Consider the following 24,458-nt stretch of genomic DNA (forward strand, 5'->3'; position numbering starts at 1 on the left):
CTTTTTCTTTTTTTACAAAGTATCTTTTACTTTCGGCAACGATTCCGTATACTTACGTTTTGTTACACATTATTGCAATTATAAATTATGAGCAAGTTTATTCTATCCTTTGATCAGGGAACCACAAGTTCAAGGGCGATTGTATTCAATAAAGAAGGCGGGATTGTATCCATCGCCCAGAAAGAATTTGAACAGATCTATCATCAGCCAGGATGGGTAGAACACAATGCCAGCGAAATATGGTCGACCCAGATTGCAGTAGCAACTGAAGCCATTGTTAAAGCGGGGCTTACACCGACCGAAATTGCTGCAATTGGCATTACCAACCAACGTGAAACCACGGTACTCTGGGATAAAAAAACAGGCGAACCTCTTTGCAATGCGATAGTGTGGCAGGACAGAAGAACATCGGCCTATTGCGATGAACTCAAGGCAAAAGGCCTGGCAAAAAAAATACAGGATAAGACAGGCTTAATATTAGATGCCTATTTTTCAGCCACCAAGATCAAATGGATTCTTGACCATATTGAAGGCGCCAGGGCAAAAGCAGAAGCCGGGGATATTGCTTTCGGAACTATCGACTCCTGGCTGATATGGCGCTTAACAGATGGCAGGGTGCACGTTACCGATGTGAGCAATGCATCCCGAACCATGATCTATAATATCCATACCCTGGATTGGGACCAGGAACTACTTGATTTGTTTAATATTCCTAAAAACATCCTGCCTGAGGTAAAATCATCCAGCGAAGTTTATGGTGAGACTACGGGGAATGTGCTTGCTGCCAAAATCCCGATTGCCGGTATTGCAGGCGACCAGCAGGCCGCCCTGTTCGGACAAATGTGTACAGAAACCGGCATGGTCAAAAACACCTATGGTACCGGTTGTTTCATGCTGATGAATGTGGGTGATAAACCTATCGCTTCAAAAAATAACCTGGTAACTACCATTGCCTGGAAAATAAACGGAAAAGTACAATACGCCTTGGAAGGCAGTATATTTATCGGTGGGGCTGTAGTACAATGGCTAAGGGACGGACTAGGCATCATCAGTTCTTCTGCCGAAGTAGAAACACTGGCCCTAAAAGTAAATGATACTGGTGGTGTCTATCTGGTACCTGCATTTGCCGGCCTTGGTGCCCCACACTGGAACCAGGATGCCCGAGGAACCATTACAGGAATAACCAGGGGAACTACTGCTGCACACCTGGCCAGGGCTGCCATTGAGAGCATTGCTTTCCAGACTATGGAAGTGCTGAAAGCCATGGAAGCCGACTCCGGCCATCGCATCAAAGAGCTGCGCGTAGACGGCGGGGCTACTGCAAATGATATATTGATGCAGTTCCAGGCCGACCTGCTGGATACTACAGTAATCCGTCCTAAGGTAACTGAAGTAACAGCATTGGGTGCAGCCTACCTGGCGGGACTGGCCGTAGGTTACTGGAATAGTATGGACGACATCAGCGGACAATGGAAAATTGACAAGAATTTTAAGGCGGGCAATACCGACAATATTGCCGAACGTATCAAGGGCTGGAACAGGGCCGTAAAGGCTGCGAAAGCCAATGCCGAAAACTAGTATATTTATAAACCAAATTTAAACTTAACAACATGTCTCCTTTTACAGCCGAAGTTCTCGGCACAATGTTTATGATCTTACTGGGCAACGGTGTTGTTGCCAATGTGGTTTTGAAAGGAACCAAAGGAAATAATGGCGGCTGGATGGTTATTACTACAGCCTGGGCCCTGGCGGTATTTGTAGGCGTGGTTATTGCCGGGCCCTACAGCGGGGCACACCTTAACCCGGCCGTAACCATCGGCCTGGCCATCTCGGGCAAATTCGCATGGGCCAGTGCCCCAGAATATATTGCTGCGCAATTTATCGGAGCTATGCTGGGGTCGTTCCTGGTTTGGCTGCTGTTTAAGGACTTTTATGCCGGTACGGATGATAAAGGCGCCAAACAGGCTACTTTTTGTACTGCTCCGGCTATCCCGAACACCGTATCCAACCTCATCAGCGAGATCCTTGGTACCTTTGTGCTACTCTTTGTTATATTTCACTTTACCAATGCAGAAATGGGTGCAGATAAAAGCCCCATCGGACTGGGCTCCATCGGTGCACTGCCTGTAACTTTCCTGGTATGGGTAATCGGCTTGTCACTAGGTGGTACAACGGGCTATGCCATCAACCCTGCCCGCGACTTAGGTCCAAGGATCATGCATGCCATACTACCCGTTGCCGGAAAAGGGGGCAACAATTGGGGCTATGCCTGGATACCGGTAATAGGCCCTGTAATAGGCTCTGCCCTTGCAGCAATGCTGTATTTGTACGTTAAAGTTTAAAAAACAACCGTTCTGCTCAGCGGCTGAGCAGAACGGTTGTTTTTCTTCCCCTAAATAAGCAAAATGTATTTTCCGCTCTAAAACAAAAAACTAAAGTATCTGCATCCGCTTGTATAAAGCGGCCCTGTAAGCATCAGAAACTGGCACCATATTGCGGTGCACAATCAGTGTTCCACCCTCAATCGTATCTATTTTACCAACATTAATGATAAAAGACCTGTGCACCCTTAAGAAAGTATTTTTAGAGAGCTTTTCCTCTACAGACTTTAAAGAGGAGTGAATGGAATAAGTATGATCGGCCATATTGATCCTTACGTAATCGCCCCGGGCTTCCATGTATAAAATATCACTGATCTTTACCCTGCGTACCACATTGGAATCCCGTATAAATACAAATTCATCTTCTTTATCAACAAAGGCCAGGTTCTTTGTAAGCAGCATTCTTCTTGCTTTTTCTACTGCCTGCAAAAAACGGGCAGGGCTGATGGGCTTGATCAGAAAATCTACTACGTTCAGGTCAAAGGCTGCGGCGGCATAATCTACCGTAGAAGTGGTAAAGATGACCATCGGGCGCTTCTCTCCCAGGCTTTTCACCAGGTCTATACCACTCATATCAGGCATCTCGATATCGAGGAACAGAATATCTATATCGCTCAGCTGGATTTGCCTGTAGGCTTCAACAGCATCATAACATTCTCCTACAACCTTTAGCGAGGGCTCCAGGCTGGTCATTTTTTTAAGGATGCTGAGGTCTATTATGTTGTCGTCAACAATTAAGCAGTTCATTTTGGGTTAGGGAATGATTATCCTAAAATAGAAATAATAAACAAAAGATTAAAATGCTGAACAAACTGAATAGGCATGAAATTTGGCATTTCCGATTTAAAAGAATTTTCTTTACATTAATACCAGTCTATCATTAACACTTCTACTGATGAGAAACACCCTTTCTTGCCTGGTTTTGTCATTGCTTTCATTGGGCTATTGCAAGGCACAGCAGGCCCCAAATTTCGGGGAGCTTTTAGACAGTGTCCTGGTGCGGGATGCAGACTTTAAATTGCAGCAAAATAAAAATAAAGTCACGTCGCTAGACCAGCACAAACTAAAAGACATTTTCCTGCCCACCCTTGAACTCAGCGGTAATGCAGGATACATGAATGCAACAATGCACCTGGTTTCCCCGGAAATCAACCTGCAGCCATTCCTGAATATCCCCGAAGGGAAATACAACAATAACCTCAACATATCCGGCTTCTCTGGCCTGGCAAAGGCTGAAGCCAAAATGCTGCTTTATTCCGGAGGCAAGGTACAGTACCTAAGCAAAGCGCTGCAGGAGAAAAAAATGTCGGAAGAAGCATTGCTGGAAAAAACAAAGGACGAGGCAATCGCGGTAATTTCCCGGGCCTACGATCAGCTGGCCTTGGTGCATCAGTCGAAAAAAGTATTGGATGAAGCCAAAAAGAGACTGGCTGCAAACCGCAAAACGGCAGATAAAGCCCTGGGCTATGGACTAATTACACCTTACGATCATAAAAAGATAGAACTTGCGCAGGCGAGCCTGGATGCTAAAATGGTTGAATATGAGGGAAAGAAAGCGCTTTTGTTAACACAGCTTGAAGTGCTGACCGGCATCGCCCCTGAACGGCTCCGGCTTATTGAACCCGTACTGGTGGCAGCAACCCCCACTGCAGCACAGAAAACCATCGGGGACCGTGCCGAGATCCGCGCGCTGAACTTTGGCATCAATGCATCAGATTACAAAATAAAAGCCGAAAAAACATGGTGGATACCCAAAGTACAGATGATGGCATCAGCCTATTATTTTGGATTGTACGAGAGTAGGGTAAAAACCTCTGAAAATGTTATTCCTGCCATACCTTCTCTGAATTACCCGGGCAGAAAACTGGACTGGAGGCCGACAAACTTAAATACCTTCCCCTTGCTTATGGCGGGCCTGGGCTTTAAATGGGAGTTGTTTGACGGGCGTGAAGGAAAACATGCCATTGAAACCGCCCGTATAGACCGGGAATCCCTTCAAATCCAGAAAGAAGACGCCCTGCGCAAGCTGACTTTAAACAAAGTCAATAACCAGTCGGCCTACGACATCGCTAATGCACAGATTGATTTAAAAAAGAAAGAAAAAGACATCGCCAGAGATGGATTGGTACAGGCCGAAAAAGAATTCAGGTATGGTATGACCAAGTCTACCCAGCTGATGGAAGCTGAAAATGACCTTGTAAACGCAGAACTGGATTATCAGAATGCCATTTTTAACCAGCGCAGGGCAGCCGTTGAATTAATGCGTGCTACACAGGAACTGGACATAAAGAAACTGTATGAGTAAAATAACGACTATGAAGATGAAAATAAATGCCTCCATATTGTTGATCACAGTATTCACCTTATCGGGCTGCGCAAAAAAAGAAAAAACGGAAGAGTTTCAGGGCAAGGTAAAAAAGGAGTTGGTTTCCTTTGCGCCGAAAGTAACCGGCCGGATACAGAAGATATATGTAAAAGAAGGACAAACCGTAAAAAAGGGAGATACACTTGCACTGCTTGATGTGCCCGAAGTTTCGGCAAAAATTATGCAGGCACAGGGAGCCGTAAATGCAGCCAGTGCCCAGGAACAGATGGCCAGGAATGGCGCAACAGCCGATCAGATGAAACAATTGCAAGCCAAATATAAAGGCTTGAAGGAGCAATATGAATTTGCCCGAAAATCTTATAACAGGGCTACCAATATGTTTAATGATAGTCTGATGGCCCCGCAGGCATACGACGAGGTTTATGCCAAATATCAGGGTGCGAAAGCACAATATGATGCAGTTGTAGCAGAACTGGATGATGTAAAAAAAGGCACAAGGGCAGAGAAAGTGGAAATGGCCGCGGGACAGGCATCACAGGCCAGGGGCGCTTTGCAGGAAGCCAGAGTGGCCTACGCTGAACGTTACGTAATTGCTACCAACGATATGGAGATAGAAACCATCAGCCTGAACGCTGGCGAGTTGGCTACAGCAGGCTTTGCCCTGTTTAATGGGTATATTCCATCAAGTGTTTATTTTCGTTTTACCGTTCCGGAAAGTAAGATTGCAAAATACAAAAACGGACAGGAGGTAAAACTCCGGGTAGTTTACAATAAAGAAGAACTGGATGGGCGTATTTTGTATATCAAGCAGCTTACCCGTTACGCAGACATTACTACGGCTTATCCTGATTATCAGCTTCAGGATGCTGTTTATGAAATTAAGGTCCAGCCAACAGACAGGGAGAAAGCAGCAAACATCCTGGTAAATGCAAATGTGATCCTTAAATAAACGGGTATGAAAGAGTTTTTCCGCCTGCTGAAACGTGAATTTAAACTATTCACTGCCAATGCCACCTTGCGCACGGTGTTCTTTTTGGCACCCGTTTTTTATGCAACATTATTGGGTTTTGTTTACAGGAGCGGGAAGGTAGAGCACATTCCCGTTATTGTGATCGACAAAGACAATACCCCCTTGTCGAACCAGCTGACAGAAATGCTGGATGACAATCAAAGCATAGAAATTCTAAAATATCTGGGGGAAGGCCCGGACATCAAAGAGGAAGTGATCCGGCATGAGGCTGCGGCAGTGGTAATCCTCCCTTCAGGGTTTGAAGCTGGCATCCTTCAAAAGAAATATCCTGAAGTGAACGTTTACATCAATACCGGAAATGTATTAACAGCGAATTTTGCCACCAAGGCCTTGCAATTAACCCTCGGCACATTTTCCGCGGGGGTTTCAGTAAAGGCCCTTCAAAAAGCGGGCATGCCGGCGCCAAAAGCTTTTACACAATATGAACCTTTTAAAGCCAATTACATTACCCTTTTTAACACAACCAGTAATTACCTGATCTTCATGTGGCCTGCCATGCTGGCAGTTGTTTTGCAACAGGTAATCCTGCTGGCTATGGCGGTAAGTTTTGCTGCAGAATTCCAGGGTGGGACTTTCATCAGGGAATACCAAAATATGCGCCGGCGGGCCTTTGCTACCATGCTGATCAAGGTTAGCCCAATATGGTTCTTTTCTATTTTTATCGTTGGCATATATTACCTGATGCACATTCTTTTCCGGGTACCCCTGCCAGAAGGCATATTCAATTTTATATGGCTTACCGCACTCTTTGTGGGGTCGGCCTCGTTTATGGGCGTGCTGGTCAGCATTATCATTCCTGATGCCTTAAAGGCTACCCAGATACTGATGGTTATTGCTTCGCCTGCCTTTATCATCAGCGGCTTCACCTGGCCCCTCAGCGCCATGCCTGTTTTTGTACAACTGCTGGCAAATATCATCCCGCTCACCCCCTTTCTGCAGGCATTTAAAATCCTGCTTATACAAAAAGGCAGTGTAGGATTAACCTATCCTTACATGCAACACCTTGGAATATTAATTGCTGTTTATGCTATCCTGGGATGGATGGCATTGAAAATTAAATTCCACTTTGTATTCAAAAAGATCCTGCCGCCCGCGGAAAGCACATCGGAAGACGCGGATAAAGCATAAAAAAGCCCAACAAATGTTGGGCTTTTAAGCGGAGAGTGAGAGATTCGAACTCTCGATACCCTTTTGGAGTATACACACTTTCCAGGCGTGCTCCTTCGACCACTCGGACAACTCTCCGTTTTTCGGATTGCAAAAGTAGAAAATTTTTTGAATCCGAAGGAATATTAATCAATAACTGTAACTTTTACCATATTTGTTTTCCCCTTGCGCTCCATTGGAATAGCCGCTGTGTTGATGATCACATCGCCTTTTTTAACCAGTTTAAGCTTTTTGAGCAAATCGTTCACATCCTGGATGGTTTCGTCTGTACTTTCAAATTTATCATAGAAAAAGCCCTGAACACCCCACAAAAGACTCAGGGTATTGAGCAGTGACCTGTTACTGGTAAAAATATAAGTAAGTGCCTTAGGCCTGTGGCTCGAAATCTCGAAAGCAGTATAACCACTCAGGGTCATTGAAACAATCCCGACTGCATTGGTTTGTTTAGACAGAAAACAAGCCGTATCGCAGATAGCATCGCTCAGGAAGCTATCCGATTTTGGCTTTAAGAATTTTTCCGGATGGAAAGGGTAATTATTTAATTCTATGTTTTGGATGATCTTTTGCATGGTCTCAATAACGATCAGCGGGAATTCTCCTACAGAGGTTTCACCGCTCAGCATCACTGCATCTGCACCATCCAGCACCGAGTTGGCCACATCATTTACTTCAGCACGCGTTGGCCTTGGCGTGGTAATCATGCTTTCCAGCATCTGGGTGGCAATAATCACCGGCTTAGAGGCTGCGCGACATTTCTGAACAATCATTTTTTGCAGCAAAGGCACTTCTTCCATTGGCATCTCTACCCCCAGATCGCCCCTGGCAACCATAATACCGTCAGATACGGCAACAATCTCATCAATATTTGCTATGGCTTCCGGTTTCTCAATTTTAGCAATTACCCGTGCCGTTTTGCCACGCTCTTTAATGATGTTCTTCAGTTCGATGATATCTTCTGCATTACGTACAAAAGAAAGCCCAATCCATTCTACATCGTTTTCGAGAACAAATTCAAGATTTTTACGATCCTCAATAGTAAGAGACGGAATTGAAACCTTGGTATTAGGCAGGTTTACCCCTTTTCTGGAGGTAAGGATACCACCATGCACAACCTCGCAAACTACTTCATCAACCAGATTGGTTTCCAAAACCCTCATCTGCAGTTTACCGTCATCCAGTAAAATAATTTCACCGGCTTTAACATCTTTCGGAAAAGACTCGTAAGTAATGTAAATGCGCTCCTCGTTACCTACACACTCTTTGGTGGTAATGATCGTCTTAGCGCCGTTAATCAATTGAATACCACCGTCCTTAACCATACCAATCCTTATTTTAGGCCCTTGCAGGTCAGCAAGTATCCCGACATTATAGTTGTGCTTTTTATTGATGCTGCGAATGGTATCCAGGACTTCCTGGTGATCTGCCTGCGAACCATGTGAAAAGTTTAAGCGGCAAACGTCCAGACCTGCATTAAACATACTATATAAAACGTCTGGTTTAGCTGAGGCCGGGCCTAATGTGGCTACGATTTTTGTTCTAGAATGAAATGGTTTCATTGAGTTATTTAAATTTTATTACAGACCAACAAAACGAGCGTTTTTTGATACAGAAAACCGATGCCAGTCTGATTTATTAAAAGTTATCTGTTTGGTTATGTAAATTCAAATATAGTGTATTTTGTACACCTTCAATATAAAATTTACATTACTAAATTCTCTTTCGACTTTAACTTCAAAGGATTTATCTGTGCAGCAACCTGAATATCAGGAAGTTTATTCAATCCAGAGATGATAAAATTCAGATCTTCCCTGTCAATATACTGGTGAATAATCATGAAAAAATCGACCTTGTTCATCTCCGGAATTAAAAAACCTTCGGCATTTCTATTGCTGATAATGTAATATTCTATTTCACCCTGTTCAACAAAAAAATAATACTTGGAAAAGGATAGCGGGGCTTCATCAATATTAAAATAAACCTCGTGATCTTCAATCTTTTCAAAGCCAAAATTCAGGCTGGTATTGATCTTATGACAGAGGGTGTAATCTTTTAAAGAGGCAGTTATGGCAATTAAAACGAAGTCGAGGTCTAATGAAAGTTTTAAATAAGTTTTGTTCAAAACAGAATATTTTACGGAAATACGAAATTATAAAACTAATTTTACATTGATGTTCAAAATAAAAACATTAAAATTGGTACAGAAATAAAAACATTTGAAAAGTGTAAATATTTATTTTTCTTTGCACTGAATTATTTAACCATTAAATTATAAACATTATGTCTGATATTGCTTCAAGAGTTAAGGCTATTATCGTTGAAAAATTAGGTGTGGATGAAAACGAAGTTACACCAGAAGCTTCTTTCACTAACGACTTGGGTGCGGATTCTTTAGATACAGTAGAACTTATTATGGAGTTTGAAAAAGAATTCAATGTAGCGATCCCTGATGATCAGGCTGAGACCATTGGTACAGTTGGTCAGGCAATTGCTTACTTAGAGAAAAACGTAAAGTAGAAAATACGGTTTCCGTATAACCCGTATAAATGGAATTAAAAAGAGTAGTAGTTACGGGGCTTGGTGCGCTCACTCCAATAGGCAATACCATTCCAGAATTCTGGGAGGCATTGGTTAATGGGGTGAGTGGCGCTGCTCCGATCAAGGGTTTTGACACTACCAAGTTCAAAACAAAATTTGCATGTGAAGTTAAAAACTTCAATCCTGAAGACTTTCTGGACAGAAAAGAGGCCCGGAAACTGGATCCCTTTGTACAATACGCCATGGTGTCTACCGACGAAGCTGTGAGAGACAGTGGTCTGGACTTTTCTCAGGTCGACACCAATCGTGTAGGTGTAATATGGGGTGCCGGTATCGGTGGATTAAAAACTTTTCTGGACGAGATCAGCAATTTTGCGCTTGGCGATGGTACGCCAAGGTATAACCCATTCTTTATTCCAAAAATGATTGTTGATATCGCAGCAGGCCATATCTCCATCAAATACGGACTGCGTGGACCTAATTTCTCAACCGTATCCGCTTGTGCTTCATCAACCAATGCGATGATCGACGCTTTTAACTACATCAGGTTAGGGACTTCAGATATCATCATTTCAGGAGGATCTGAAGCCATCATTAACGAAGCGGGAATTGGCGGTTTTAATGCTATGCATGCCCTTTCAACCCGGAATGACGACCCTGCTACTGCTTCACGCCCGTTCGACAAGGACCGGGATGGTTTTGTGGCTGGCGAAGGTGCAGGTACGATTATCCTGGAAGAACTGGAACATGCAAAAAAACGCGGTGCAAAGATTTATGCCGAACTGGTAGGCGGGGGCATGAGTGCAGATGCTAACCATATTACGGCACCTCACCCACAAGGTCTGGGGGCAAAAATGGTAATGCAGAATGCCTTAAATGATGCCGGGCTCACTACTGCCGATATCGATTACATCAATGTTCACGGAACTTCTACCCCACTGGGGGATATTTCCGAAAGCAGGGCTATTGTAGATTTATTTGGCGACAGTGCCTATAAACTGAACATCAGTTCTACCAAATCAATGACAGGCCACTTATTGGGTGCGGCCGGTGCAGTTGAAGCTATTGCTGCAATCCTTGCAGTAAAAAATGATATTGTTCCGCCAACAATTAACCATTTTACCGATGACCCTGAATTTGATCCAAAATTAAATTTCACTTTTAACAAGGCGCAAAAACGCACCATTCGTGCTGCTCAAAGCAATACATTTGGTTTTGGTGGCCATAACGCGTCTGTGATATTCAAAAAATACGAAGAATAAGTCGCTTTATGTGAAAGCTGCAGTATGCTGTTTTCTTTAATTGTTTAGGAATTAATGCCATTATTTGACCTGTATAAGCTTTATCTTTCATCTGATAAGGATTTTATAAGAAAGTTGAAAAACATTTTAGGCTTTGTGCCGGGAAATGCTACTTTATATAAAATGGCGTTCAGGCACAGGTCTGTTGCAAAAGTCTTAAAGAATGGAAGCAGGAGCAGCAATGAGCGGCTCGAATTTTTAGGCGACGCCGTTCTTGGCTCAGTCATCGCCGAACTGCTGTTCAAGAGTTACCTCTACAAAGAAGAAGGTTTTTTGACAGAAATGCGCTCTAAAATTGTAAACAGGGCCAACCTGAACCAGCTTGCCCGGAAAATGGGTTTCGATCAGTTAATCGTATTCGATCACAAAGCAGTAAATGTGCAAACCAAGCACCATTCTATGCTTGGAGATGCCTTTGAGGCCTTAATTGGGGCAATATACCTGGACAAGGGGTATAACTTTACCCGGGAATTCCTGCTCAAAAGAATTGTTAAGCCTTATATCGACATCCATACTCTCGAACTTACAGAAACCAATTTCAAAAGTAAACTGATTGAATGGTGCCAGCGCCATGGCAAAGACATTACCTTTGATATGATGGAGAATGAAGAAGGTGAAAGTGCCAAATTATTTACCATCCGGGCCATGATTGAGGGCGAAAGCTACGGGATAGGCCGAGATTACAATAAAAAAAATGCAGAAAAGCTGGCTGCCGAAAAGGCATGTGAGGCGCTTTCTATCTGAGTGCTCAATTCTTCCTTAAGGTATCCGTATATTTTTTATAAGAATCCCTGATGTACTTTATCGCATCATACTGTGCCCAGTTCTTGGATTTTTCATATTCCGGCCTGTAATCCAGCATAAACTGCTCCAGGTCTTTCCCCTTAAGATCAGTATTGCTCTGGATCAGAAATTCATTAAACAATCCGTCAATATGCGTTTGCTGCAGCTCCGTTTCATAAAAGCGGCCAAAACGCCTTGCATTTTTAGGCGTACGGCCAAACAACTCATAAACAGCAGTTAAAGGCTTAAACAGAAAAGAAAGGAAGGGCGGTTTACCCTGGTAAAACGAGCCTTTATTGCGGTATTCCCTTTTCATATCGTCCAATTCCTGCTTCTTGGTTTGCCCCTTGATGTTCACTTCTTTCAACATCTGGCTTCCCGTCAGGTAAATCAACATATCCTTAGCGGCCAACACCACAACCTCTGCATCCGAAAAATTCATTTTGGTAACCAAAAGGGTATCACCTGCACTTGCTTTGATCTGGAACAGCCCAAAATCACTGCTGCTTACCCTGAAACCATTCCGCTTATTGGTAATTTGCGCCCCGGCAATGCGATTTGTAGTCCCTCTTTCGTAGACCGCACCGCCCAGCAAAAAATCCTGGGCAAAAACAGCAGGTGTGGCAGTCAGGAAAAATGCCAGAAACAGGAAAATATGTAGGTAGTTAAACTTCATTCCAGGTAAAAATTATTGTAAAACTAACTATTGTTGAGCAATTCCCTTAGTTAAAAAAAGTTAAATGGAAATGAAAACGCAATAAATTATATCTTTGCACATGATAAAATCAATGACAGGATACGGCCTGGCCTCTGCAGATCACGAGAATGTAAAATTTGCAGTGGAGATAAAATCCCTCAACAGTAAGTTTTTAGAACTCAATCTAAAGCTTCCAAAAGCCTTTTCAGACAAGGAACTGCTTTTGCGGAACATCTGCAGTAAAGAACTGGAACGCGGAAAGGTCAGTGTTTCCATTAACCTGGAAAAAGGTGAAGAGGCGCTTAAGGGGGCAACCATTAATGCAGCTCTGCTCAGCAAATATTACAGGCAGCTGGAAAACATTAATGTGAGTCTGGGCGCAAACTCAAATAACCTTTTGCAGGCGGTCCTGAATTTCCCGGATGTGATCAGCTATGTAGAGGATGAAGTGAGTGAAAACGACTGGAACATTCTTTTCGAGACTTTTAACAAGGCCCTGGCAAACTTTAACCAGTTCAGGGAGATGGAAGGTTCCGTATTGAAGACCGACCTGGAATTACGGATCAAAAACATACTTGACTTTTTCAGCCAGATCGAAGTATTGGAACCTCTCCGGATCCCCCAGATCAAAAACAGGCTGAACCAGTTTCTGGAAGAAAACGTGGGCAAAGTGAATGTAGACCAGAACCGCCTGGAACAGGAACTGATCTATTACATTGATAAACTGGACATTACTGAAGAAAAGATCCGCTTGAAAAGTCATTGCGATTATTTTCTCGAAAGCTTAAAAGGCAAAGATGCCAATGGGAAAAAACTTGGTTTCATCTCTCAGGAAATTGGCCGGGAGATCAATACTATGGGCGCAAAGGCCAATGATGCCCAGATACAGCAGCTGGTTGTTGGGATGAAGGAAGAACTGGAAAAGATTAAAGAACAATTGTTAAACGTATTGTAAGCCCCTGATGAAACAAGGTAAACTCATTATATTTTCTGCACCTTCAGGAGCAGGTAAAACCACCATCGTTAAACATTTACTTACGAAATTCCCTTCGCTGAGCTTTTCCATCTCTGCCACTACACGCCAGCTGCGTGGTGATGAAATGAATGAAAAGGATTATTATTTTATCAGCAAAGAAGACTTTTTACATAAAGTTGCGCACCAGGAATTTGTAGAATTTGAAGAGGTGTACAGCGGAACATTTTACGGTACTTTAAGGTCGGAAATCCAACGCATCTGGGATCAGGATAAACATGTTATCTTTGATATTGATGTAGAAGGCGGCCTGCGCCTGAAACGTAAATATGAAAAAGATGCCCTGGCCATCTTTGTGCAACCGCCATCATTGGAAGTACTCAAAGAACGCCTGACGGGCAGAGGCACCGATAGCCCCGAAAAATTACAGGAACGTTTTGTGAAAGCCGAAAAAGAATTGGGCTATGCAGATAAATTTGACGTGATCCTTAAGAATTTTGACCTGCAAACCGCCTGCCTGGAAGCAGAAAAGTTGGTTGGAGATTTTATAAACGCATGAAAACGGGACTCTTCTTTGGTTCATTTAACCCCATCCATACCGGTCATTTAATCATAGCCAGTTATATGGCTGGTTTTACCGGACTTAAAGAAGTATGGCTGGTGGTTTCGCCACACAACCCTTTAAAAAACAAAAACGGCCTTTCAGACATGTACGACAGGCTTGAAATGGCAAAACTGGCTACCGAAAATGCAGATCGGATTAAAGTAAGCGACATAGAGTTCAGTTTACCGCAACCCTCTTATACCGTTGATACCCTTGCACATTTACAGGAAAAATATCCGGGTAAAGAATTTGCCTTAATTATGGGGGCCGACAATCTTGCTTCCTTTAAAAAGTGGAAAAATTACGAGGTTATTTTAAAAAACTATGAGCTGTATGTTTACCCAAGGCCAGGAGCTGACATCAGTGAATGGGCCGGCCATCCCTCCATAAAGATCACCGAAACACCACAAATGGATATCTCCTCTACCTTTATCCGTAAAGCCATTGCTGAAGGCAAAAATGTACAGTATTTTGTTCCTGATAAAGTGCTTTCTTTTATAGAAAGCAAGAACATGTACCACTAGCTTCCTTTATACAATAAAAATATAGTTGGTTTTTTATGCAAATCCAAACGCTCTTTGCGCCATGCCCCTACCGGTAAGGTTTTTACAAACTCATCTTCGGCAGTCAGGTTACAAGCTACACAGAGCTGTGTATTTCCCGAAGCATTTTTGAGTATATCTTCAAAAAGCTGATTGTTGCGAAAAGGCGTTTCTATAAAGAGCTGGGTTTGCCGGCTCTTCTGCGACAGCTGTTCCAGCTCCTTAATCCGCTTGGCCCGTTCTACCTTATCTATGGGCAGATAGCCATGGAAGGTAAAACTCTGTCCGTTAAAGCCAGAGGCCATCAGCGCCAGCAAAATGGAGCTTGGTCCAACCAGGGGCACCACCCTGATCCCTCTTTTATGCGCTTCGGCAACAATTTCCGCTCCTGGGTCAGCAATACCTGGGCATCCTGCCTCGCTCATCAGGCCAACATCCTTTCCCGTCATCAGTTCCTTAAAATAAGGCACCATAGAATTTCCGCGCTTATGTTTCCCATAGTCATGCACAAGCAGCTCGCTCTGCTGAATTTTAAGCCCGGCCTCCTTTAAAAACTTACGTGCTGTTTTCTCGTTTTCAACAATATAGGTAGAAATGGAATTTATCGTATCGCCCAGAAAAGAGGTAAAAGATTTTTGAGCTGCATTTTCTGCCAGGGGAACAGGAATAAGAAATAAAGTGCCTTTTGTCATTCGGTATGTTGATTTTCCTACAAAAGAAGAAAAATATTACGGTAAAACGCAGTTTTCAGATACTAATTGCAAGAAAAAAACGTAAATTGTATTACGCTCTTCTGAATAAAAATCTGCCAATCCAAACATGAAACCAATATAATTAGGCGTAACACCAACATCACAATGTAATATTTTAGTAGCGACATTAAACTTTTTAAAGTTTTTGGAACTCAAATTGATATATAAAAAGCGTTAGGTAAATTAAACACACACACAAATGAAAAACATGATCAAATTACCGGCTATTGTACTTGGGCTTATGCTCATGTTAACCGGTACAGCACAAAAGGTTATGGCTCAGCAAGACGATGTTTCCTTACAATCATTTTATGATGAGCTGTCTCCTTATGGCACCTGGATCCAGGACCCACAGTACGGGTATGTTTGGAGGCCAGATGTAGAACAAGGCGACTTCAGGCCTTATTACACCAACGGACGCTGGGTAATGACTGAATATGGTAACACCTGGGTGTCTAACTACGATTGGGGATGGGCCCCTTTCCATTACGGAAGATGGGTGTATAATCGTTTCAACCAATGGATATGGATTCCGGATACCGTTTGGGGACCAGCATGGGTAAGCTGGAGAAGTGGTGGCGGATACTATGGCTGGGCACCAATGGGCCCCGGCATGAACATCAACATCAATTTTAACATCCCTGACCTTTGGTGGGTGTTTGTTCCGCAGAGAAACATCTACTATGATAGTTTTCCGAGGTATTACTCGCGCAGGAACGTGGTGATCATTAACCGTACCACCATCATCAATAATACCTATGTTCACAACAGGCGAAGCTATTATACCGGCCCAAGGGCTGATGACATCAGAAGGGATACCCGCCAGGATGTACGTGTTTATAATGTAAACAATACCGGCAGACCAAGCAGGAGTAACATCAGTGGCAATAGTGTTAACATCTATACGCCAAGGCCAAGCAGGGGGAACTCCAATGCCAATGCGGCTCCCAGAGAAGCCATCAGAGGCGAAGGGTATACCACAATGCGTGACCGTGACCGCAGCAACAGCAATAATGGAGTATCTTCTTCGCGGCCTTCAAGAGGCGACAGCCAGGGCAACATCAGCAATGGACGTGAAAATAGTTTTCCTTCCAGCGGCGGAGATAGAACAGGCATAGTACCTCCAACAAGAGGAGAAAGACCGTCATACGAAAACAATGGCCGGCCTTCGAGGGTGGGGACACCGGACAACAACGGTTCTTCCCGTACAGAACGGCCGGCCCAGACAAGGGAAACATCGCCTGTGCAAAGACCAGAGCGGATGCAGCAGCCACCGCAGCAGAGAGAAGAACGCAGGGTTGAAACCCCACGCGAGTACCAGCCACAACGAGAAGCTCCTGCACAACGTGAATACCAACGCCCTCAGCGCCAGGAAAGCAGGCCACAGCCGCAACCACAGGCTCAGCCTCAATACCAAAGGCCTGAGCGTACGCAGCAATCAGCCCCGCCTTCCAGGGGAGTTGAAAGCCGCGGCGGAAGAGGCGAAGGCGGTTCATCCGGATCGCGGCCAACCCGGGGCGGAGGAAGGTAATTATCAAGGGAAAACCGGCAAATTCAGCCGGTTTTCTTTTGTATATTATAATTATCTTTGCAGCCGCATTATGATTAACCCAGAAATAGAAAAACGAAAAACATTCGCCATCATCAGTCACCCCGATGCCGGAAAAACCACCCTGACAGAAAAATTCCTGCTTTTTGGTGGTGCCATTAACACCGCGGGCGCCGTAAAACGCAATAAGGCCAATCAAAGCAACACCTCCGATTTTATGGAGATTGAGAAACAGCGTGGAATATCGGTGGCAACTTCTGTGATGGGCTTTGAATACAGCGGCAAGCGGATCAATATCCTGGATACCCCAGGCCACAAAGATTTCGCAGAAGACACTTATCGCACCCTATCGGCAGTAGATAGCGTAATTCTGGTGGTCGACTGCGTAAAGGGTGTAGAGGAACAGACCGAAAAGCTCATGTCGGTATGCCGTATGCGCAATACCCCGGTTATCATTTTCATCAATAAGATGGACCGTGAGGGTAAGGATGCCTTTGACCTGCTGGATGAAATCGAAAATAAGCTGAACATCAGCCTTTGCCCCCTTTCCTGGCCAATTGGTCAAGGCCATACCTTTAAGGGCGTATACAGTATTTACAATAACCACCTGAACCTTTTTGAGCCGGATAAAACAAAGATCAGCGAACCGGTAATTGAGGTCAGTGATCTGAACGACGATAACCTCACTAAATTTTTAAAACCTAAAGAGCTTGAAGGCTTAAAGGGAGACCTGGAACTTGTAGATGGGGTATATGGCCAGCTCGATAAAAGCATGTACATTGAGGGATTACTGGCCCCGGTATTTTTTGGCAGTGCCATCAACAATTTCGGGATCAAAGAACTGCTGGATACCTTTATCAATATTGCGCCAAGCCCGAAAGGCCGTGAAGCAGAGCAGCGCGAAGTGGCTGCGGGAGAAAAGAACTTCTCCGGCTTTGTATTTAAAATTCATGCCAACCTGGATCCTAAGCACCGTGACAGGATTGCTTTTCTGCGCATCTGCTCAGGCAAATTTGAACGCAATAAATTTTATTACCATACCCGCCAGGACAAGAAACTGAAATTCTCCAACCCTATGGACTTTATGGCCAACGAGAAAAGTATTGTTGAAGAAGCCTGGCCAGGAGATGTGGTTGGCCTGTACGACAGCGGGAACTTCAAAATTGGCGACACCTTAACTGAAGGAGAAAAACTTCAGTTTAAGGGCATTCCGAGCTTCTCTCCGGAGATTTTTAAGGAACTGGAGAACAGAGACCCCCTAAAAACCAAACAGCTGGAAAAAGGCATACAACAGCTTACAGAAGAAGGCGTGGCGCAATTGTTCACCATGCAGCCCGGAAACCGCAAGGTGGTAGGTGCCGTGGGCGAACTTCAGTTCGAGGTAATTGCCTTCCGCCTGGAGCATGAATATGGGGCCAAAGCGGCTTTCAGGATGCTGAGCTATACCCGCTCCAACTGGGTAACTTCAAAAGACAGGAGTAAGCTTGCCGAGTTCCTGAAACGCAAACAGCAGCATATTGGTGAGGATAAAGACGGGAACCCGGTTTACCTGGCAGACAATGAGTTCATGATCAACATGACCATGCGGGACTACCCGGATATTGAGTTCCACAAAACATCAGAGTTTAAATAACAGAAAGCCTGTGGCCTATACCACAGGCTTTCTGTTTCACAGCTTTATTTAAGTACTTCGGCTAATTTTTTATTCAGCTCTTCAGCCCTCAAATGAGATCCGATGATCTTTCCTTCCTTACTAACCAGGAAATTTGCAGGAACGCCAGATATGCCATAAAGTTTCCGGGCTTCATTATCCCAGCCCTTAAGATCAGACACCTGTGTCCAGGTTAGTCCGTCTTTTTTAATGGCTTCCAGCCACCGGCCTTTGTCACTATCTACTGACACAGAAAGAATCTCAAAACCCTTGTCTCTATAAAGTTCATATTGTTTAATCAGATTGGGGCTTTCTTCACGGCAGGGATGGCACCAGCTGGCCCAGAATTCAACCAAAACCAGTTTGCCTTTATATGCTGAAAGCGAAACGGGCTTGCCGTTTACATCGTTTTGTGTAAAGTCCGGGGCATTCCCGCCAATTGCAGTGACTTTATGTGCTGATAACAGTTTATACAAAGTCTGACCAGTATACGATAAACGCAATTTTTCATTTAACCTGCTAAATATAGGTTCAGCAACAGCAGCAGGGGTTCCATAACCGCTAACAGATTCTGACAAGCCTTGCAAAGCAAAGAAGGAATCAGGATTGGCTTTGGCAAATTCCAATAGTTTCTCGCCACGTAAAGCCCGCAGCGCTTTTACCCTTTTATCCAGCACCTTAAAGTACGCAGTGTCTTTTTGTTGCTCGGGGGATGCACTTTGGAGCAGCGCATTAGCGTTGTGGTTTATGCTCATCACTGTAGGCCCCACCGCTTTGTCAAAGGCAAGCATTTCATCATGCACTTTAGACCCTGTCCATTTTGCATTGTAAAGCGAATCCGCGGAATGGATCAGGATATTTTCAGCTCCATAATTTACATAGATCACATCGCCGGTACCTTTGCCATAGATTTCTTTTTCTTTAATACCCTCGCGAGACAAGGTCATGCGGGCAAAAGCAACGCCAGGTACATAACCAGCAAATTTGAATGTTCCGTTTACCAATACTGCAGAGTCTGTTTTACCTGTCCCTTCAGAAGTATAATCAATATAAATTTTAGCGGGTTTGTTTAAAGTCCCGATTTTACCACTAATCGTAAAATTGGGGGTCTGTGCCGTAACGGCCAAAGGGGCCATTACGGTCAATAGAATTAATTTTATGTTCATCTGTAGTTTATTTATCTGCTGTAACCTGGGTTCTGTTCACCTGTTTTTGGGTTTTGCAAAAACTCGGCTTTAGGTATCGGTAGTATATATTGAATTTTATTGGTGATGGTTGGCCTCAGTTGTTGTACCATGGCAAATGGCAAGCGCAATAAAGCCATCCACTCTATACCATCCTCGCCTACCATGTTCCTCACATATTCCAGATAAATTTGTCTCAGCAGCTCATCGGTCGTGTTCGCAGCATCTACCGCCGTAAAATCAGTTAGGCCAGATTTGCTCAATACTTCCTTGAGCCTGGTTTTAGCCGGCGCAAGTGCTCCGCCAGAACGCACCATGGCTTCTGCCTGCATCAGATACACTTCGGTCAAACGGAATGCATAAGCGGTTTCAGATACAACTGTAGATATCCGGGTTGGCTGTACAAATTTGATAAAATAATTGAAGGCACTGGTTCTGTATTGAGTACCAATGATCCAGGCTTTGCGCGGGTCGTTGTTGTATAAATTAATCAGGTTTTGATTGGCACCATAGATAAAGGAGCGACCGATAAAATTACCACTCATGTTCTCATAAACCTGGTCCTGGTTGGCCTGTGGCTTAATGCCCAGCATCACCTCCGTACTGGCAAGCCCCTTTGTATAGAACAGGTCCCTGAGGTTAGGTTCCAGAGCATACGGTCCTTCATTAATAATGCTGTTGGCTAAAGTTACGGTTTGAGCGTAGTCATCGCCCTGCCCGCGGCTAAGCAGTACCCGCATTTTCAAGGCCATTGCGGTCCACTTACCGGCATATACATTCGGGCCGGTAACCGGTGCATTGGCAATGGCATAATCTATATCTGTAAGGATAAAATCATAGCATTCCTTAACAGTCCCTCTCGCTTTGTCTTTATTGGTCAATGTAATGAACTGGTCCTGAATAATTACCCCATAGGCGCTATTGACGTCAAACCACTGTCCAAAATAGCTCAGCAGCTTAAAATGCCCATAGGCCCTAAGGAACCTGGCTTCACCCAATATTTGTTGTTTTTTTCCGGCCACAAATTTGTTATCGGCAAGGCCCTCTACCGCACCAATCACGCCGTTTGCAGCATTCACCAGGCTATAGTAGCGCCCCCATTGCGAGATATAACCGGTATTGTCAAAGGCATTGATCTCGTCATTAGCGCCCCCGTTACCGGTAGCATCAACCAGGTATCCACTAAATCTGCCGCCCATGATCTGGTTAACAGACCAATCTGTGCGGGTATTGCTGGCATTTGCAAAGCGAAAGTAAACCCCGTTTAGTGCTACAATTGCCGAAGGCTGGTCTGTAATGGCATTCCCTTCTACTTTTGCATTATCCGGAAGCTTGTCCAGCTGTTTTTTACATCCAAAAGGCATAAAAAGTCCGGCCATTAGTAACGCATATATAAATATCTTCTTCATTTTCTTAATCTTAAAATCCTACTCTGAAACCAATAGTATACTGTTTTACAGTCGGGTACATGCTGGCATCGCTCGAGCCATTGATGAGACTGTAAGGGTCATTGCTTACCTCTGGGTCTGGCCCCGGGTAATTGCTGATGGTGAACACATTTGTGGCCGAAACATAAATCGAAGCCGACTGCAGCCTCATCCTTTCCATAAAAGATTTGTTTAGCTGATAGGAAAGCGACACACTTTTGAGTTTCAGGAAAGATCCGTCGTACAGGTTATTGCTTGAAGTACCAATCTGTCCGTTTTGCCCATAAATTACCCTTGGTCTGTCAGAAGTTGGATTCTCAGGTGTCCAGCGACCTAATATCCTTGCATTTTTATTGCTCAGGTTGGTCACTTTCTGGTTCTGGATATCGGCCAGATACAGGATTTTGCTTCCATAAGTAAAGTTAAACAAACTGATTAAAGAGAAATTCTTATAATTCAGCGTATTGGTATAACCGCCATAAAATTTAGGCTCTGCATTTCCAATAACCAGTGTGGTGCTCGGAAAACCGCCAGGTTGGTTAATGTCAAACATTGGATCGCCGATGTTCAGGTAAGGGGATATAAAAGGGTTTAAAGAAAATTCTTTTTTATAGGCGGCCAGTTGTTCCGCATCTCTGATAATGCCCCTGAAATGTGAACCATAAAACAGGCCTATCGGATTGCCTTCCCGGATGATGGTATTGCCCAGGTAAGCACCAGACACACTAGGATCAGAAAAATCAGTATTGATATTGGTTACCATGCTCCTGTTAAAGGATATATTGATGGCACCGTTCCATGAAAAGTCTTTATGGCGTATATAATCGCCCCTTACGTCTATTTCCAGCCCCCGGTTTCTGATACTGGCCAGGTTGGCGTAAACACTGCCGTAAGAAGAGCTTGGCTGCAGTGCCTGGTTAAATAATAACCCCGTTGTTTTCTTTTCGTAGATGCCCAGCTCGGCCATTAACCTGGATTTGAACATGGAGAAGTTAATTCCTGCATCTTTTTGCAAGGTAGACTCCCATTTGATGGTGTTGTTACCCAGTTGCGAGGGTACCAGTGCATTCAGGCCATTATAGGTAGCAGGGGTATAAAGGGTACGGAACATGTGGTCGCCAATGTTTTGAGTCCCGGTGTAACCGGCACTGGCCCTTATTTTCAGGTCATCAATCCAGCTCACAGACTTCATGAAATTTTCCTGCGAAATGCGCCAGGCCAGGCCTGCCGAAGGGAAAATAGCAGTACGGTTACGGGCGGGAAACTTGGAAGAGGCATCAGAACGGCCAGTAATGGTAAACAAATAGCGTTCTTTTAAAGCGTAGTTTAACCTTGCATAAAAACTCAGCAAGGAGTTCTGGCTGGAATAAGCCACCGATGGAAGGGTAATGGCCGCCGATGACAGGTCATTCAGTATAAAGTCGTCAGGAAAGCCCTGCCCCGATGCCTGAAAAGTCCGGCTATTGTCTTTTTGCCAGGTTGTACCGGCAACTACATCAATACGGTTGTCTTCATTAAACTGATTGTTATAGGTTAATGTGTTGTCGAAAAACAAGCTTACAGATTCTGTCTGACCTTGTGAGGCAATTCCGTTATTGGAGGATGCGGCACCACCACTGGTGGCCACAAGGGCATTGCTTGGTGAATAATTCCTTTGGTGATAGGAATTGTAGTTCACAGAGGCAATGCTCTTAAACTTGAGGTCCTTGGTAAATTCATATTCTACGGCCAACGAGCCCAGCACCATGGCGTTTTTTCCCTTATTGATCCCCCCAATTAAAGCAAGCGGATTTTGAAGCCCCGACGACGCAAAAGCACCAAGCTGATTGCCATTAAAAGCATTCACAGAACCATCTTCATTGTAAGGGGCAAAAGTAGGCGGTGCCAGTAAGGCCTGGGTATACGCTCCGTTGGTAATGTTATTTACTGTAAAGCCATAGTCTATATTGGTTGTGGTACGCAGTTTACTGGTAATGTTATTATCCAGGTTTAGCTTGCCAGACAAACGGTTAAAATCAGTCCCTTTAATCACCCCTTTGGAATTGGTATAAGAAAGAGAGGTATAATAGCGCGAAGCCTTACCCCCGCCCCGTACTGAAAAATCAGCGTTTTGCATTAGGGCTGTACGCAATACCAGGCCGAGCCAATCTGTGTTTGCCGTTCCAAGAAAGTTTGGTGTATTCAGGATATTGACTGCCGTAGGATTAACCGGCCCCATAGGAAATTGCGGAGGGGGCGAATTGACCAGGTTTCTGGCGGACTCTGTCATGATGAGCTTATACTCTTCGGCATTCAGCAGTTTTTCTTTTCTTGGCTCAGATGCACCAGTATAGTAATTAAACTCAATGACCGGCTTTTGCTCATTTCTTCCTCTTTTTGTGGTAATGATGACTACTCCATTTGCCGCTTTTGAACCATAAATGGCTGTTGAAGAAGCATCCTTTAAAATGTCAATGGATTCAATGTCGTTAATATTTAAGCCGCCCAAACTGTTTAGCCCCCTTGCAAAAGAGCTGCTGATAGAGTTGGCACCGTTATCTGATCCCGATAGCGGGTTTACAATTTCACTCTGGCTTTCGATGTACCTGTTCTGGATGGTGACCTGTATGCCGTCTATAATGTACAAAGGATCATTACCCCCCAATATCGATGTTCCTCCCCTGATCTTAATCCGGGCCACGCCACCCGGCGAACCATCGCCCTGGGTTACCTGAACGCCTGCGGCTTTACCCGATAAGGCCTGATCTATACTGGTAAAGGGCACATCCTTAACATCGTTGATGTTTACAGAGGCTACAGAACCTGTTAAATCCTTTCTTTTGGTAGTTCCATACCCTACCACTACAACGTCCTGCAGTTTTGAGTTGTCTGTTTTTAAACGGATAACCTTTATCCCCTCGCTTACTTTAAGTTCCTGTGGTATAAAGCCGATAAAGGAAACTGTAACAACAGCATTTTCGTCAACATTTCTGAGCGAGAAATAACCGTTCGCATCAGTAACTGTAGCTTGTTTTGTTCCTTTTACCTTAACACTTGCGCCAATCAGCGGGTTTCCGGTATCATCAACAACCTGCGCATTTATATCTACAGATTTTATGTAATTGAGGAACCTGTCAAAAACAGTTTCCTTAACCTGCGTTACAATTATGGTTTTGTTCCTGATGGTATAGGTAAGGCTTTGTCCCTCAAAGATGTAGTCCAGTACGTTTTTCAAAGGTTCATTTTTAACATCGATGGTTACCGCCGCTGTTTTGCTCAGCATGGCATTAAGGTAAACGAAATCATAGCCGCTTTGCCTGGTGATCTGATCAAAGATCTGGTATAAAGAAGCGTTCTTTTCTTTCAGACTGATGTTCTGGGCATTTGCCCCTAAGCTGACCTGTATAAATGCAGTAATCAGTAAAACAAAAGTTAGTTTCATCGTCAACAGTAATTTACTCATGTAACCCGGAGGTTTACATAAGGGTTTAGTATAAAATTTCATACTTTAGTGGTTTGGGTTTTGTTGTAATAAGTGTTCTGGCATTATATTCAATAGGTTAATCCAAAAAATCTG

The 24,458-nt window shown here is 44.0% G+C and carries 21 protein-coding genes and 1 tRNA gene; 13 read left to right on the forward strand and 9 right to left on the reverse strand.

The genetic code is table 11. The features are described from left to right. The first annotated feature begins 87 nt into the window (after positions 1–87). Both glpK and B9A91_RS09900 read left to right on the forward strand, forming a co-directional pair. Positions 88–1,578: a glycerol kinase GlpK gene (glpK, locus tag B9A91_RS09895; RefSeq protein WP_084238173.1), complete on the forward strand. Its 1,491-nt coding sequence runs from the start codon at positions 88–90 to the stop codon at positions 1,576–1,578. 32 nt (positions 1,579–1,610) lie between these two features. Next, entirely contained in the window at positions 1,611–2,342 is a 732-nt protein-coding gene (locus B9A91_RS09900) for an MIP/aquaporin family protein (protein WP_084238174.1), read from the forward strand. Between the two features lie 90 nt (positions 2,343–2,432). Here B9A91_RS09900 and B9A91_RS09905 read toward each other — a convergent pair whose 3' ends face one another. Then, positions 2,433–3,128, reverse strand: coding sequence for a LytR/AlgR family response regulator transcription factor (locus B9A91_RS09905; RefSeq protein ID WP_084238175.1), 696 nt, complete (start codon positions 3,126–3,128; stop codon positions 2,433–2,435). Positions 3,129–3,276: 148 nt separating this feature from the next. Here B9A91_RS09905 and B9A91_RS09910 point away from each other — a divergent pair, with 148 nt between their 5' ends. Genes B9A91_RS09910 through B9A91_RS09920 form a run of 3 tightly spaced genes read left to right on the forward strand, consistent with a single transcriptional unit; the run spans position 3,277 to position 6,865 of the window. Further along, complete coding sequence (locus tag B9A91_RS09910; RefSeq protein WP_084238176.1) at positions 3,277–4,686, forward strand: TolC family protein; 1,410 nt, start codon at positions 3,277–3,279, stop codon at positions 4,684–4,686. A gap of 10 nt (positions 4,687–4,696) precedes the next feature. Continuing rightward, complete coding sequence (locus tag B9A91_RS09915) at positions 4,697–5,656, forward strand: HlyD family secretion protein (protein WP_235012517.1); 960 nt, start codon at positions 4,697–4,699, stop codon at positions 5,654–5,656. Positions 5,657–5,662: 6 nt separating this feature from the next. Further along, a complete protein-coding gene (locus B9A91_RS09920; RefSeq protein ID WP_084238177.1) occupies positions 5,663–6,865 on the forward strand; it encodes an ABC transporter permease in 1,203 nt (400 codons plus the stop codon). A 29-nt stretch (positions 6,866–6,894) separates the two neighbouring features. On the opposite strand, the gene B9A91_RS09925 is transcribed toward B9A91_RS09920, so the two are convergent. The 3 genes from B9A91_RS09925 to B9A91_RS09935 form a co-directional block, all read right to left on the reverse strand. Next, positions 6,895–6,982 (reverse strand) — tRNA-Ser (locus B9A91_RS09925). 47 nt (positions 6,983–7,029) lie between these two features. Next, entirely contained in the window at positions 7,030–8,460 is a 1,431-nt protein-coding gene (pyk, locus tag B9A91_RS09930; RefSeq protein WP_084238178.1) for a pyruvate kinase, read from the reverse strand. A gap of 143 nt (positions 8,461–8,603) precedes the next feature. Then, positions 8,604–9,023, reverse strand: coding sequence for an IPExxxVDY family protein (locus tag B9A91_RS09935; RefSeq protein WP_084238179.1), 420 nt, complete (start codon positions 9,021–9,023; stop codon positions 8,604–8,606). A 158-nt stretch (positions 9,024–9,181) separates the two neighbouring features. Here B9A91_RS09935 and B9A91_RS09940 point away from each other — a divergent pair, with 158 nt between their 5' ends. The 3 genes from B9A91_RS09940 to rnc are packed head-to-tail and all read left to right on the forward strand — an operon-like array spanning position 9,182 to position 11,484. Then, positions 9,182–9,418: an acyl carrier protein gene (locus B9A91_RS09940; RefSeq protein ID WP_008241990.1), complete on the forward strand. Its 237-nt coding sequence runs from the start codon at positions 9,182–9,184 to the stop codon at positions 9,416–9,418. Positions 9,419–9,447: 29 nt separating this feature from the next. Beyond that, positions 9,448–10,701, forward strand: coding sequence for a beta-ketoacyl-ACP synthase II (gene fabF, locus B9A91_RS09945; protein WP_084238180.1), 1,254 nt, complete (start codon positions 9,448–9,450; stop codon positions 10,699–10,701). A 54-nt stretch (positions 10,702–10,755) separates the two neighbouring features. After that, the gene (gene rnc / locus B9A91_RS09950; RefSeq protein ID WP_200815628.1) at positions 10,756–11,484 is read left to right on the forward strand and encodes a ribonuclease III; all 729 of its coding nucleotides are present in this window, start codon (positions 10,756–10,758) and stop codon (positions 11,482–11,484) included. A gap of 4 nt (positions 11,485–11,488) precedes the next feature. On the opposite strand, the gene B9A91_RS09955 is transcribed toward rnc, so the two are convergent. Further along, the gene (locus tag B9A91_RS09955; protein ID WP_084238181.1) at positions 11,489–12,199 is read right to left on the reverse strand and encodes a hypothetical protein; all 711 of its coding nucleotides are present in this window, start codon (positions 12,197–12,199) and stop codon (positions 11,489–11,491) included. Positions 12,200–12,311: 112 nt separating this feature from the next. On the opposite strand from B9A91_RS09955, the gene B9A91_RS09960 reads away from it, so the two are divergent. The 3 genes from B9A91_RS09960 to nadD are packed head-to-tail and all read left to right on the forward strand — an operon-like array spanning position 12,312 to position 14,321. Further along, entirely contained in the window at positions 12,312–13,175 is an 864-nt protein-coding gene (locus B9A91_RS09960) for a YicC/YloC family endoribonuclease (protein ID WP_084238182.1), read from the forward strand. Between the two features lie 7 nt (positions 13,176–13,182). Beyond that, positions 13,183–13,752, forward strand: a complete 570-nt coding sequence (gene gmk / locus B9A91_RS09965) for a guanylate kinase (RefSeq protein ID WP_084238183.1) — start codon at positions 13,183–13,185, stop codon at positions 13,750–13,752. Then, positions 13,749–14,321 (forward strand): nicotinate (nicotinamide) nucleotide adenylyltransferase, encoded by a 573-nt coding sequence (gene nadD, locus B9A91_RS09970; protein WP_084238184.1) that lies wholly within the window; start codon positions 13,749–13,751, stop codon positions 14,319–14,321. Before gmk ends, nadD begins: the two co-directional genes overlap by 4 nt. Here the strand turns inward: nadD and B9A91_RS09975 are convergent. After that, on the reverse strand, positions 14,318–15,031 hold the full coding sequence (locus B9A91_RS09975) for an SAM-dependent methyltransferase (protein WP_084238185.1): 714 nt from the start codon (positions 15,029–15,031) through the stop codon (positions 14,318–14,320). The genes nadD and B9A91_RS09975 overlap by 4 nt on opposite strands. A gap of 259 nt (positions 15,032–15,290) precedes the next feature. Here B9A91_RS09975 and B9A91_RS09980 point away from each other — a divergent pair, with 259 nt between their 5' ends. Both B9A91_RS09980 and B9A91_RS09985 read left to right on the forward strand, forming a co-directional pair. After that, complete coding sequence (locus tag B9A91_RS09980) at positions 15,291–16,622, forward strand: DUF6600 domain-containing protein (RefSeq protein WP_084238186.1); 1,332 nt, start codon at positions 15,291–15,293, stop codon at positions 16,620–16,622. A gap of 70 nt (positions 16,623–16,692) precedes the next feature. Beyond that, complete coding sequence (locus B9A91_RS09985) at positions 16,693–18,273, forward strand: peptide chain release factor 3 (RefSeq protein ID WP_084238187.1); 1,581 nt, start codon at positions 16,693–16,695, stop codon at positions 18,271–18,273. Positions 18,274–18,317: 44 nt separating this feature from the next. Here B9A91_RS09985 and B9A91_RS09990 read toward each other — a convergent pair whose 3' ends face one another. The 3 genes from B9A91_RS09990 to B9A91_RS10000 are packed head-to-tail and all read right to left on the reverse strand — an operon-like array spanning position 18,318 to position 24,344. Next, positions 18,318–19,457, reverse strand: coding sequence for a TlpA disulfide reductase family protein (locus B9A91_RS09990; RefSeq protein WP_084238188.1), 1,140 nt, complete (start codon positions 19,455–19,457; stop codon positions 18,318–18,320). An 11-nt stretch (positions 19,458–19,468) separates the two neighbouring features. Continuing rightward, positions 19,469–20,884, reverse strand: coding sequence for a RagB/SusD family nutrient uptake outer membrane protein (locus B9A91_RS09995; RefSeq protein WP_084238189.1), 1,416 nt, complete (start codon positions 20,882–20,884; stop codon positions 19,469–19,471). Between the two features lie 10 nt (positions 20,885–20,894). Beyond that, positions 20,895–24,344 (reverse strand): TonB-dependent receptor, encoded by a 3,450-nt coding sequence (locus tag B9A91_RS10000; protein WP_235012518.1) that lies wholly within the window; start codon positions 24,342–24,344, stop codon positions 20,895–20,897. Positions 24,345–24,458: the final 114 nt, after the last annotated feature.

The organism is Pedobacter africanus (assembly GCF_900176535.1).
GTDB lineage: Bacteria > Bacteroidota > Bacteroidia > Sphingobacteriales > Sphingobacteriaceae > Pedobacter > Pedobacter africanus.